The sequence below is a fragment of the Cysteiniphilum marinum genome, from assembly GCF_014857925.1.
Lineage (GTDB): Bacteria > Pseudomonadota > Gammaproteobacteria > Francisellales > Francisellaceae > Caedibacter > Caedibacter marinus.
In genome coordinates, this window is sequence record NZ_JACYVZ010000001.1 from 167,787 (window position 1) to 181,237 (window position 13,451).

The window sequence follows — 13,451 nt, forward strand, 5'->3', positions numbered from 1 at the left end:
GAAACCTGAATAGGAAATGCTATGTCAGAAAAGCATTATCGACATACTGTTCGGCTTAAAGGGTATGACTATGCGCAAAAGGGTGCGTATTTTGTAACTGTTTGCACACATGATAAAGCATGTCTATTTGGTGAGATTGTTGATGACAAAATGATGTTAAATGAAATGGGTGAAATTGTGTATAACGAATGGTTAAATACATCCGTATTACGAAATAATATTCATTGTGATGTATTTGTTGTCATGCCAAATCATATTCATGGAATTATTGTTATCAATGAGAGTGCGCAATCTCATGGGTGTATGCAATACGCCCCTACGGATGATGGTCATGTAAAATCAGATGTATATGTGGAGCCTGAAGAACTTGTGCAATACGCCCATACGAGTGACATGTTTCAGGCAAAGTTTCAATCACCTTCGCAGACAGTGGGTGCCATTGTGCGTGGATTTAAAGCTGCTGTAACCAAGCAAATAAATGCATTAAAGCAAACACGTGGTGAAACGATTTGGCAGCGCAATTATTATGAGCATGTTATTCGCGATGAGAATGATTACAGCTGAGTTTATGAGTATATTGAGAACAATCCCCAAAAGTGGGCATTAGACTCATTGAATCCCAATGTGCTGTAGGGGCGTATTGCATACGACCAAAAACATAGGAGAGGGCGTTGAACCAAAATATGTATCGTAGGGGTGTATTGCATACGCCCACATAACATATGATTAGGCATTAAACCCAAATGCATTGTAGCGGCGTATTGCGTACGCCCAAAAACATAGGATTAGGCATTGAACCAAAATATGTACCGTAGGGGCGTATTGCATACGCCCATTAGAAAAAAGTAAAAGAGGAGTATTATTATGACGGATCAAAAAAATCCTTACCCATTATTATCAGAACCTTTGGATTTAGGCTTCACGACGTTAAAAAATCGAGTGGTAATGGGGTCGATGCACACGGGTCTTGAGGAGCAAAAAGGTGGATTTGAGCGTTTGGCTTATTTCTATCAAAAGCGCGCTGAAGGAGGTGTGGGTTTGATTGTCACAGGAGGTGTGGCACCTAATATCTCAGGATGGCTTTACCCCTTTGCTATTAAGTTGACCAATCAAAAGGAAGTTAAAAAACACCGTTTAGTGACTGAGGCGGTACACAAAGCAGATGGCAAGATTTTGATGCAGATTTTACATGCTGGGCGCTATGGTTATCATCCTTTGTGTGTCAGTGCTTCAAAGCTTAAAGCACCGATGAATAAATTCAAACCCAGAGCATTAAGTAATTGTGGCATTAAGCGCACGATTAAACACTTCGCACGTGCGGCTAAACTTGCCAAAGAGGCAGGTTATGATGGCGTTGAGATCATGGGATCTGAGGGATATTTAATTAATCAGTTTCTTGTTGAGCATACTAATAAACGTCAAGACAAGTGGGGTGGCAGCTTTGAAAATCGGATGCGTCTACCGCTTGAGATCATCAAAGCAACACGCCAAAAAGTCGGTGATGATTTTATTATTATGTTTCGTTTATCTATGCTTGATCTGGTTGATAAGGGCAGCAGTTTTGATGAGGTCGTTACTTTAGCTAAAGCCTTAGAAAAAGCGGGTGTGACGATTATTAATTCAGGCATTGGCTGGCATGAAGCGCGTATCCCAACGATTAGCACGCAAGTACCACGTGCGGCTTTTGTGCCAATTACCGAGGAAATCCGTAAGCATATTAATATTCCTGTAGTTTGTGTTAACCGTATTAACACACCAGAAATAGCTGAAGATATTTTACAAAAGCAAAAGGCAGATCTAGTTTCGATGGCGCGCCCATTATTAGCTGATCCTGATTTTGTCAAAAAAGCACAAAGTAGCCAATCCCAAGCAATTAATACCTGTATCGCGTGTAATCAAGCCTGTTTAGATCACGTCTTTGTTGGCAAACAGGCTTCTTGCTTGGTTAATCCTTATGCTTGTAATGAAAGTCTAATGCAATCAAAGCCTGCAAAGGATAAAAAGCGTATTGCTGTGATTGGCGCGGGACCCGCTGGATGCACGGCGGCAATTGAGCTTGCCAAACGTGGGCATCAGATTGATCTTTATGAATCATCTGATAAGGTCGGAGGTCAATTTAAATTAAGTGCAAAAACACCGGGTAAAGAAGAGTTCTCCGAAGCATTGCGTTATTTTGAGTATCAGTTAAATGTGAACAAGATCAATGTTAGGCTTAATACCAAGGTTAATATAGGGGATTTAAAATCGCTCAATTATGATGAGATTGTGATTGCGTCAGGTGTTATGCCTCGGATTCCTAAGATTGATGGGATTGATCATGCTATGGTTATTAACTATATGCAACTGTTAAATGGTGAAGTGGCAGCTGGCAAAAAGGTCGCAGTTATTGGTGCCGGTGGCATTGGTTTTGATGTCTCTGTTTTTCTGGTGTTTGCCGGTAAAAAAATCGGTGAAAATGCTGAAGATTATTATCACGAATGGGGGGTTGATGTTACTTTGGCGCATCGCGGTGGTTTGACCAAGCCACATGAGTCCGTGCCAAAAGCAGAAGTCTATCTATTGCAACGCAAAGATGAAAGACTAGGAAAACGCCTAGGTAAAACAACTGGTTGGATTCACCGCACTACCTTGAAGCATCAAAAGGTTAAGATGTTAAGTGGTGTGAGTTATGACAAAATTGATGATGCTGGGTTGCATATCACACTTAAAGGTGAGAAGAAGCTACTTGATGTTGATCAAGTGGTGATTTGTGCCGGACAAGAATCCGATAGATCGTTATACAATGACTTAATAGACCAAAGTGTTAAAAACGTACATATTATTGGTGGTGCGCATGTGGCTGCAGAGGTTGATGCTAAGCGCGCGATTAAAGAAGCAACTGAGTTGGCATTAATGCTTTAGTTAAACCCTAAATTTTTGGCATCATTTAACCCAGGAATATCATTAATGGATAATACCCCCGAAATTTGATCCTCTGGGGTGATCTTTAGTCCTGAATTTAATTGCTCTGGTGTATGTGCAATAAAATCCATCTTCGTTAGATCATATTCAACAAAGCCGTTGTTTAAGGTATTTTGTTTAATGCGATCACGATCGTAATACAGTAAATCACGATAATAGATACGTTTATTATCCAGATCTTTAATAGACTGCCATAAGGTTGCCGTTGCCTCATAATAGGGCACGGTGACACTCGAGAGAATTGTTTTGGCTTGATATAGCGCTTGCTCGGTGTTTTGTGGTGTTGGTGATTCACGTGTCAAAATGCTAGCGCGTACAAAGCGTGAGACGGATGTATAATCTCCAGGCATACCAAGAAGGCCAGCGTCTTCAGGTTGTGCATATTTAATGACCGTTTTATAGTTCGGGATAAAAGGAGCAAATGGCAGACTTGCTTTCGCATCTTTATCATTTAAGGTTTTATAGTGTGTCAGGTTTTTAATCTGCCATTCATAATCAGGTGCATTGGTGAGTACATTCGTGGCATGGTTATAAATAATGGTTTTGCCATCGATAAACTCAATGACTGCACTATGTCCTGTTTTATCACGAATGACAATGTGTAAGGGGATATCTTTGATGTACAAGCCACTGGTAGCATACATTGCTGATTCCACTAATTGATATTGCATAATAAGCTTTAATGCATTAGCGGTTGTGTTGGCCATGCCTAAGATAAAATTGGATAAATCATAAATGCCAAGTGCAGGACGCGGATCATGAGCGTTGTATTTGGGATAAACGCTGTCTGGTAAATAAAGCGCTGCAATACTTAGACCTTGTGTATTTATGCCGTCGGTTAAGGTATAACCAATAAAACCTAAGCGTCCGAAAAAACCATATTTGTTTTGCCAATGAGCAAGTTTATCTTTAGGGACTTTATCGCGATTGGCAATGAGATTAGTTGTATTCTCAACATCAAGATATCCTGTGTAAAAGCTAAAAGCACGAGAAGTGATGTGGGTGATATTAATATCCGTTTGAAATATCTTTTGATACCAACTATAAGTTTCAAAGCTTTGAGTATATAGCTTTAATGGAAAATCAAGTGTGCGTGCTGTGATATGAAATGGGGATTTGTTGATAAAAATATCAGTACAGCTAAAACCAAACTGAATATACCCTAAAAGTAGAATGCTTAAATAGCGCATGTAAAATCCTTTTTGTGCATTGAGTGTATAAAGTATAGCTATTGCATCAAAATTGCCAATAGAATAACAAGACCAACCCAGTGATTATCTGAAAATGCCTTAATACACTGGGCAATGCCGCCTTTTTGCCACGTCTTATGCTGATAAAAAAATAACACGGCAATGATGACTAACGATAAGAAAAAGATAGTATTATAATGTTGTAACATGCCAAAGGTTGCGAGACAAATAATGGTTAGTATCTGGAAAATGCTCATGATCAACAGATTATGTTTGCCAAAGGTAATCGCAGAGGAGTGTAAGTTAAGTGTTAAGTCATAGTCTTTATCAGCTAACGCATACATCGTGTCATAAGAAATTGTCCAAAAAATAGTGGCAAGATATAACACCCAAGCAGATAAAGGAATGTGATTAATCTGGGCTGCATAAGCCATGATAATGCCAAAATTAAAGGCGAAGCCTAAGGCCAGTTGTGGGACGGCAAAGAAGCGTTTAAAAAGCGGATAGCTAAGCGCTAATATGACAGCAATAAGTGACAGTAAAATAGTCATAAGATTAAGCTGTAATACCAGAATAAAAGCGATAACAAGTAATAACACACCAACGAAAGCAGCTTGTTTAACAGAGATCTCTCCTGTTGCTATGGGGCGCGTGGCAGTGCGCTTGACTTGCCCGTCAAAATCGCGATCAGCAATGTCGTTAAAAATACATCCAGCGGTACGCATAATAATCACACCAAGGACAAAGATAATAAAAATCTTGAAGCTAGGTAGTGCAGGAGTGGCCGCAAAAAGTCCCCATAAAGTGGGGTAAAGAATGATTAAGATAGGAATTGGGCGATGCAGGCGCATCAAGTAAAAATAAGCTTTCATATAATATGGTGGTGTTAGTATTATTTATAGTAAGGGGCTAAGTATACTTGTTTTATACCCATCATAAACCATTTTACAGAATTTTTTGCTTTGTATTTTGCGTGCTTTTGGCAAGTTGAATTTTGATAATAGTCCTAGCTATTACCTGCAATCCGACTTGCCAAAACCTTCACAAACTACTTTACAAGTAAACACCGCAAAATGATTTACGATGGGTATTGCTTAAGTTTAAATAGGGGGCATATGCACAAAAAATTCTTCAATTAACAACTGATGCTCAGCATCCAGTGTGAAAATAGATGCACGCACCCATAGTGAGCTGGTAGAAAAGTTGTCATTTAAGTTAAGTTTATGCTTTAAAAGATCAAATGGACAAAGTTTGACATAGAACTCACTGCGTGTGATATGTGTGTTTTTAAATAAAAAGTGCTCGCCGATGGAATTATTACCTAATGAGTCAAAACAATCTTGATAACGTTTATACGTGCTTTGAGGGATAATTGTCCGTCCAAACACATAAGTGTTATTCTGATGATGGTGTTTAATCAGACGAATACGACTTGCGCGCTCATTTAAGTTCAAAAGCTCAGCTTCATCATCATCCATGGGCGCATGGTATTCATCAATGCACTTTAAGTCGATGTTAGGTATGGACTGTGCCAAAGTGACACCTAAGCGTTTGACATCAAATAGCCAGTGCTCAAGCTCGGCAGGTAATGTAATTGTTTCTTTCGTATTCCAGTGACTTGTCATAGAGCAAAATTAAGTTGCCAAAAAAATTTGGCTAAGGGTATCATAGAATATTGAGTGTAACCAATAGTTGTGGCATACATTTTTGAGTTACGTAAGCTTCTTTAAAGATCTGATGTTATTTTGAACAAATTAACTTTAAATAGTTCTGTACCTTTTTGTTTATTCAGGTACAATGTCGCCTTGAATTTATCAACAACATACTCGTCGCGTATCGTTTGTAGTCGTTTAAAACGCAGAAGGGGCAGTGATGGGTATCATAACTTTTGGGTTTTAAATCACTATGAGTACCGAGAACAATGAATCTCAAGAATTAAGCTTTCATAATTTGGGCTTAAATGAAAAAATAATGTCAGCCATTGAAGCAATGGGTTACCAAACACCAACTCCAATTCAAGCAAATACTATTCCTTTTGTATTGCAAGGCCGTGACGTATTAGGGCAAGCGCAAACTGGAACGGGGAAAACCGCAGCATTTGCACTACCACTTTTAAATAACATGGATTTATCTGGCAAAGAACGTATGCCACAAGTATTGGTCTTAACACCAACACGTGAACTTGCGATCCAAGTTGCTGAAGCGTTTGAATCTTTTTCTAAGAATATTGCTAAGCTTGAAGTCGCTTCTATTTATGGCGGTCAAGAGTATGGTCGTCAAATTCAGGCATTACGTCGTGGCGTACAAGTTGTCGTTGGGACTGCAGGACGTGTAATGGATCATATGCGTAAAGGCACATTAAAGTTAGATGCATTAAAAGCATTAGTATTAGACGAAGCCGATGAAATGCTACGTATGGGCTTTATTGATGATGTCAAATGGGTGCTATCGCACACGCCTGAAGCATGTCAGCGTTTGCTATTCTCAGCAACCATGCCACGTGATGTATTAAATATCGTCAATGAATATTTGCGTGAGCCGTGTAAAGTACAGATCAAAACAAAAGCAGCAACTGCTAAAACAATTAAACAACGCTTTTTGGTCGTAAAAGGTTTGTCGAAATTAGATGCACTTGATCGCGTATTAGAAGTTGAAGATACCGATGGTGTAATGGTGTTTGTCAAAACCAAAACCTCAACCATTGAAGTAGCAGATGGCTTAAAAGCGCGCGGTCACTTAGCTGCAGCGATTAATGGTGATATGCAACAAAACCAACGTGAGTATATAATTGACCAGTTAAAAGCGTCTAAAATTAATATTCTTGTAGCAACAGATGTGGTAGCACGTGGTTTGGACGTTGAACGTATTAGTCACGTAATCAACTATGATTTACCACAAGATAATGAAGCGTATGTACATCGTATTGGGCGCACGGGGCGCGCTGGACGTGAAGGTGATGCAATTTCATTGATTTATACCAGAGATTTACGTCAACTACGTATGCTTGAGCGTGTTATTCGCCATACAATGGAGGAGATGCAATTACCAAGTGCTAAAGAAATTACTGAAAAACGTGTTGCACGCTTTAAACATGAAATAGCTGAGATTATTCGTCATAAAGACTTAAGTAAGTTTAAAGAATTAATGCAAGAATTTGCGACTGAGTATGGTGCTGAAGCCGATGATATGGTGGCAGCACTTGCCTTTTTAGCGCAAGGCGACAAGAAGCTTTTCGTTAAAGAAATTCAGGTCCAAGAGTCAAGAAGATCTGATCGTTTTGATCGCTCAGAGCGTGGCGGACGTGACGGTCGTAGAAGTGATAGAAATGATCGCTTTAGCAGTCGTCGTGATGATCGTGGCGGTCGTGATAGAGGGGCGCGTCGCTCGCCAGATATGAATATGACAACCTATCGCATCGAGGTAGGCCGTAGTGATGGTGTTGAGCCGCGCAATATCGTCGGTGCCATTGCCAATGAAGCGGGTATTAATAGTCGTAATATCGGGCATATCAAATTATTTGATCAGTTCAGCACAGTGGATTTACCGAGTGATACACCAAAGAATGTTATCGAGCATTTAAAGAAAGTGTGGGTAGCGGGTAAGAAGCTTGAAATTAAAGAAGATAAAAGATAATTATTAAGACATAGGGCGTATGCCATACGCCCCTACGGGAGTGTTGGTTAAGCATTAGTCGAAGCCACAGTGCAATTGATCTTAAACTCACCCTTCGACTCTGCTCAGGGTACGTTTATAGTTGGCGTTGGCTCGGCGTAAGTCGAAGCCAGAGTACGCAAAGTAACTCTTTAGATTGTAGAATAATTTCCTCTTTAAAATAATTTCAATATATTTTCACCTTTTCCGTTGTGATCTGGATGCAAACCCAGCCAAGCTATGCTATGTTAACGCCACTTAAACGGGGTGCTTCCTGTATATACTTAACATAATTTAGTAGGTTATTATCTGTAGCATTCCGTTTTGTATCGATTTTTCATTATGTCTATGCCCACCTTCAATCATTTGATGATGGGTGTTACAGCAACAAGGAGATTGGAATGGATAAAATGGATATGACGACAAATCCAGCAGGAACACGCGGATTTAGTTTCTTGGAATTTGTCAGCACAACACCGCAGAAAATGCGTAATTTGTTTAGCCTTTTGGGTTTTACCTTAGTTGGGCAGCATAAAACTAAAACCATTGAATTATGGCAACAAAATGATATTTTCTTTTTGTTGAATAATGAATCACAAGGTTTTGCTAAAGCATTTAAAGAGGCGCATCAATCAGGCGCATGTGGTATGGGTTTTGTGGTTGAAAATGTTGAGCATGCCTTAGCACACTGCATTAAAAAGGGTGCTAAATTGAAAACGCATAATACGGATGACTGGCATGGCCAAAGTATTGAAGTCATCCATGGCATTGCTGACACAAAGCTTTATTTAACAGATTATTCATCAATTATCGACAGTGGATTATTTGAAATGATTCCTGATGCGAAAGCTCAGATGCAAAACAATGAGTGTGGTTTGTTATATATAGATCATCTGACGCATAATGTTTTTCGTGGCAATATGGATAAATGGGCAAATTACTATATTGATCTATTTAACTTTCGCCAAATTCGTTACTTTGATATCGAGGGTAAACTCACAGGATTATTGAGTCGGGCGATGACAAGTCCATGCTTAAAAATCAAGATTCCAATTAATGAATCTGCCGATGATCATTCGCAAATTGAAGAGTTTTTGCGTGAGTTTAATGGCGAAGGAATCCAGCACATTGCCTTGGAAAGTCAGGATATCTTTGCAACGGTCGAAAAGCTCAAAGATTCAGGTGTTGAGTTTATGCATACACCTGATAGCTATTATACCAAGACGCATGAGCGTCTACCATATCACCCTGAGTCCGTTGAGCGCATGCACAAAAATCGTATTTTAATCGATGGTGCGCCAACTAAAGAAGGCGGCTATTTATTGCAGATTTTCACCAATACTGTGATTGGTCCGGTATTTTTTGAAATCATTCAACGCAAAGGTGATGATGGCTTTGGTGAGGGCAACTTCCAAGCCCTGTTTGACTCAATTGAGCTTGATCAAATCGAGCGTGGTGTGTTAAGTACGCAAGAGCATAAATAATTAAGGACATAAGATGATTTTATATGATTATTTTCGTTCATCCGCAAGCTTTCGCGTACGCATTGCCTTGCAACTTAAAAAAATAAGTTATGAATCAAAAGAGATTCATTTAATTAATCATGGTGGCGAGCAATTCTCAAGTGCCTATAAAATGATTAATCCGCAATCACGCGTGCCTGCGTTACAAGATGGTAATGTTATTATCACGCAATCTTTGGCAATGATTGATTACTTAGAAGATAAGTATCCTAAACATTCAATCTACCCAATTGATCCCGTATTAAAGGCTAAGGTTAAAGCCTTTGCTTTGACGATAGCTTGTGATATTCACCCTTTGAACAACTCAGGCACACTTAATTTTTTGAAATCTGAGTTTGCTGCAAATGAGACGCATATTAATAAATGGTACGCACATTGGGTGCAATTAGGCTTTTCAGCCTTAGAGCAAACCTTACAGCAAACGGCAGGTATGTATTGTTTTGGTGATGAGATTAGCTTGGCAGATATCTGCCTAATTCCACAAGTGTTTAATGCTAAGCGCTTTAATGTCGATATCAGCAGCTTTCCAACGATTCAGAAAATTTATGAGCATGCAATGAAACATCCGGCATTTTTTGATGCATCACCCGAGCAAGTTATGCTAAAGGAGCATGAATAAAATGGTGGATTATCAGCTAGGATTTCATAGTTATTTTGCAAGTGAGGCATTAAAAGGCGCATTGCCTCAAGATCGTAACTCACCGCAAGTAGCCCCTTTCGGTTTATATGCGGAGCAAGTCAATAACAGCGCTTTTACTGCGCCACGCGCGCAAAATTTTAAAGCATGGCAATATCGCATTCGCCCATCGGTGTTACATAGTCCGAAATTCACATTGATTAAAGAGAGCTTATTGCGTAATCACTACCATCAAGATGATGTATTGACACCTCCTGAGCAGATGCGTTGGCATGCTTTAGCTACGCCACATGAGAAGACAGATCTCATACAAGGGCTTGTGACCATGATGTATAATGAGTCAGCAGCAGTGCATCTATATGCGATCAATCAATCGATGGAGAATCGTTATTTTTACAGTGCGGATGGTGATTGGCTGTATGTATTACAACAAGGGCGTTTGCGTTTTAGAACAGAATATGGAGTGATTGAAGCAAGACCACATGAAGTGGTCGTTATTCCACGCGGTGTACGCTATGTGGTTGAGTTACTTGATGAGCATGCACGTGGTTATATTTGTGAATCTAATTCAAGTACGTTTTATTTACCAGAGCGAGGGCCCATTGGTGCGAATGGCTTAGCAGAAGAGCGTCATTTCTTAGCACCTGTTGCCTCATTTGAGGATAAGATACAAAGCGCTTTATTATATTGCCAATATCAAGGGCGCCTGTGGCAAGGTCAGATTAACCACTCACCTTTAGATGTGGTTGCATGGCATGGCAATTTATATCCGTATAAATATGATCTTGATTTATTTTGTCCTGTGAATACCGTGCTCAAAGATCATGCCGATCCAAGTATCTTTACGGTACTTACTGCGCCATCATTAAATACAGGTACGGCAAATGTTGATTTTGTCATTTTCCCACCGCGCTGGGTAGTTGGCGAGGACACCTTTAGACCACCTTACTATCATCGCAATATCATGAGCGAATGCATGGGACTATTAACCGGCGTCTATGATGCTAAAGGTAAGGGATTTCAGCCAGGAGGTATCAGTGTACATAATCCGATGTCAGCACATGGTCCAGATTATGATACATTTACTCATGCATCAGAGATGACGCTTAATCCTGTACGCTATCAAAACACCATGGCATTTATGTTTGAATCACGGCTACCATGGCAATTAACCGAGTTTGCGCTAATGAGTGAGCTGCGTCAGCAGAATTATCTGAGTTGTTGGTCATCATTAAAAGCACAATTTACACAAGAGGTCATCGAATAATGTTAACAATTAAAGCAAATAACCCTAACTTAAAATCATTTATTGCAATCGATAAAGACTGTCATTTCCCCATTCAAAATTTACCTTTTGGCATTTTCACTAAAGCTAGCGAAGATAAAACTAAAAAGCGTATTGGCGTTGCGATTGGCCAATATATTTTGGATGTTAAAGCAGCATTTAGCGAGGGCTTATTACATGAATTTAATGTGGACTTGGCGCAAATGAACGCTTTAAATGATCTATTTCAACATGGGCGTGAAAAGGTGCGTGAATTAAGACAAATCATTAGCGATTTACTTAATAGTGAGACAGCAACTTTACGTGATAACAAATCATTAAAAGATAAAGTGCTAATAAAGCAAAGCGATTGCACAGTTTACTTACCGATTGAGGTTAAAGGCTTTACTGATTTTTATTCCTCACGTGAGCATGCTGAGAATGTCGGTAAGATGTTTCGTGATAAAGATAATCCGTTATTACCCAACTGGTTGCACCTCCCCGTTGCTTATGATGGACGAGCAGGAAGCGTTGTTGTCAGTGGCACTAAAGTTGTGCGCCCAAATGGTCAAATTAAACCAAATCCTGATGAAGCACCGATCTTTAGTCCATCTAAAGCCTTAGATGTTGAGGTGGAAATGGGCGCGATTATTGGTATGCCTTCGCAACATGGACAACCGGTTACAATTGATCAAGCACCTGAGCATGTGATCGGTATGGTATTGGTCAATGACTGGAGTGCGCGTGATATTCAAAAATGGGAATATCAGCCATTGGGGCCTTTTTTATCAAAAAACTTTACCACCTCTATCTCACCTTGGGTTGTGACCTTAGATGCGCTAGAGCCATTTCGAGTGTCATCACCAAAACAAGAAACTGACGTCTTAAATTATCTTAAACGTAAAGAAGATTGGGCGGTGGATGTTGAGCTGCAATTATCGATTAAACCCGCTAAAGAGTTAGATTATGAAGTCATCTCAACCACCAATTATAAACACATGTATTGGGATATGATGCAGCAGCTAGCACATCATAGTGTTAACGGCTGCCCGATGATGACAGGAGATATCTTGGCATCCGGAACCATAAGTGGCAAAACAAAAGATAGCTTGGGCTGTTTCTTAGAAATTACCGAAGGTGGTAAGCACCCAGTTGTCTTGAAAAATGGTGATAAGCGCGTGTTTTTACAAGATGGTGATGCTGCACGTATAGTGGGATTTTGCCAAGGACAAGGGTATAAAGTTGGTTTTGGCGAGCTGACTGGCGAAATTGTGCCATTTTCAGCTACACTTACAAACAACAACGCTCAAAGGGAGAATGAGCATGAAAACAAACAGCAAGTATGTTTCTAAAAAGCCAGATTATCGTGGGTTTGTTATCTATGATGAAATAGAGAACAATACTTGGCAAACACTCATGGAAGCGCAACTTAAGATTATTCAAGGGCGTGCTTGTGATGAGTATTTAAAGGGCTTGGAATTTCTTGATTTTCCAGTTAATCGTATTCCACAGATCCCTGATGTTAATGAAAAACTGCAGAAAGTTACAGGTTGGACGGTGGAGCCAGTACCCGCATTGATTGGTTTTGATCGCTTTTTTAAATTATTATCTGAGCGTAAATTTCCTTGTGCAACCTTTATTCGCGCGCCAGAAGAGCTTAAATATTTACAGGAGCCGGATATATTTCATGAGCTATTTGGTCATTGCCCAATGTTGTCTCATCCGGTTTATGCTGATTTTATGCAGCGTTACGGAGAGCTAGGCGTTGGGCAAACACCGGATGTTCAAAGATTGTTAGCGCGCTTTTATTGGTTTACTGTTGAGTTTGGCTTAATTAATACCCCTCAGGGATTGCGTTGTTATGGCGGTGGGATTTTATCATCAATGGGTGAGACGGTTTATGCGTTGGAAGACCCCAAGGTGCGTTATGAGCGGTTTGATGCTTTAAATATATTAAGAACGCCATATCGCATTGATATTTATCAACCGGTTTATTATATCGTCCATTCTTATGAAAGTATTTATAACGTATTAAAAGACGACTTTATTGATTTGATTAAAAAATCGCAGGGCTTGCCTGAGTTTAGAGCGTTGTTTCCCAAAAAGGAAAAGCCTTTGGAAAATGAAGGGCTTGAGTTGATTGAATAACTCCAGTGCGTAAAAGGCGCTAGGTAGTTGATGTGAGGGCGTATGCAATACGCCCCTACAGTTTCTGAGAAATTTAA

General features: G+C 39.8%; 11 protein-coding genes. 8 read left to right on the forward strand and 3 right to left on the reverse strand.

What is annotated here, in order from left to right; translation table 11 throughout:
- Positions 1–21 precede the first annotated feature (21 nt).
- Entirely contained in the window at positions 22–564 is a 543-nt protein-coding gene (locus IE867_RS00735; RefSeq protein WP_192482859.1) for a transposase, read from the forward strand.
- Between the two features lie 300 nt (positions 565–864).
- Positions 865–2,901 (forward strand): NADPH-dependent 2,4-dienoyl-CoA reductase, encoded by a 2,037-nt coding sequence (locus IE867_RS00740; protein ID WP_192482860.1) that lies wholly within the window; start codon positions 865–867, stop codon positions 2,899–2,901.
- Here the strand turns inward: IE867_RS00740 and IE867_RS00745 are convergent.
- The 3 genes from IE867_RS00745 to IE867_RS00755 form a co-directional block, all read right to left on the reverse strand.
- Positions 2,898–4,151 (reverse strand): linear amide C-N hydrolase, encoded by a 1,254-nt coding sequence (locus IE867_RS00745; RefSeq protein ID WP_192482861.1) that lies wholly within the window; start codon positions 4,149–4,151, stop codon positions 2,898–2,900. The two genes, IE867_RS00740 and IE867_RS00745, sit on opposite strands and share 4 nt — an antisense overlap.
- A gap of 38 nt (positions 4,152–4,189) precedes the next feature.
- Positions 4,190–5,023: a 4-hydroxybenzoate octaprenyltransferase gene (gene ubiA, locus IE867_RS00750; protein ID WP_192482862.1), complete on the reverse strand. Its 834-nt coding sequence runs from the start codon at positions 5,021–5,023 to the stop codon at positions 4,190–4,192.
- A 228-nt stretch (positions 5,024–5,251) separates the two neighbouring features.
- Positions 5,252–5,776 carry a chorismate--pyruvate lyase family protein gene (locus IE867_RS00755; protein WP_192482863.1) on the reverse strand — a complete coding sequence of 175 codons (525 nt, stop codon included), beginning with the start codon at positions 5,774–5,776 and terminating at the stop codon, positions 5,252–5,254.
- 280 nt (positions 5,777–6,056) lie between these two features.
- On the opposite strand from IE867_RS00755, the gene IE867_RS00760 reads away from it, so the two are divergent.
- The 6 genes from IE867_RS00760 to phhA all read left to right on the forward strand — a co-directional run bounded on the left by IE867_RS00760 (position 6,057) and on the right by phhA (position 13,374).
- Positions 6,057–7,784: a DEAD/DEAH box helicase gene (locus IE867_RS00760; protein WP_192482864.1), complete on the forward strand. Its 1,728-nt coding sequence runs from the start codon at positions 6,057–6,059 to the stop codon at positions 7,782–7,784.
- A 419-nt stretch (positions 7,785–8,203) separates the two neighbouring features.
- Entirely contained in the window at positions 8,204–9,286 is a 1,083-nt protein-coding gene (gene hppD / locus IE867_RS00765) for a 4-hydroxyphenylpyruvate dioxygenase (RefSeq protein WP_192482865.1), read from the forward strand.
- Between the two features lie 13 nt (positions 9,287–9,299).
- The gene (maiA, locus tag IE867_RS00770; RefSeq protein WP_192482866.1) at positions 9,300–9,944 is read left to right on the forward strand and encodes a maleylacetoacetate isomerase; all 645 of its coding nucleotides are present in this window, start codon (positions 9,300–9,302) and stop codon (positions 9,942–9,944) included.
- A gap of 1 nt (position 9,945) precedes the next feature.
- Entirely contained in the window at positions 9,946–11,229 is a 1,284-nt protein-coding gene (hmgA, locus tag IE867_RS00775; protein WP_225629902.1) for a homogentisate 1,2-dioxygenase, read from the forward strand.
- Positions 11,229–12,578 (forward strand): fumarylacetoacetase, encoded by a 1,350-nt coding sequence (gene fahA / locus IE867_RS00780; RefSeq protein ID WP_192482868.1) that lies wholly within the window; start codon positions 11,229–11,231, stop codon positions 12,576–12,578. Before hmgA ends, fahA begins: the two co-directional genes overlap by 1 nt.
- A complete protein-coding gene (gene phhA, locus IE867_RS00785; RefSeq protein ID WP_192482869.1) occupies positions 12,550–13,374 on the forward strand; it encodes a phenylalanine 4-monooxygenase in 825 nt (274 codons plus the stop codon). Before fahA ends, phhA begins: the two co-directional genes overlap by 29 nt.
- Positions 13,375–13,451: the final 77 nt, after the last annotated feature.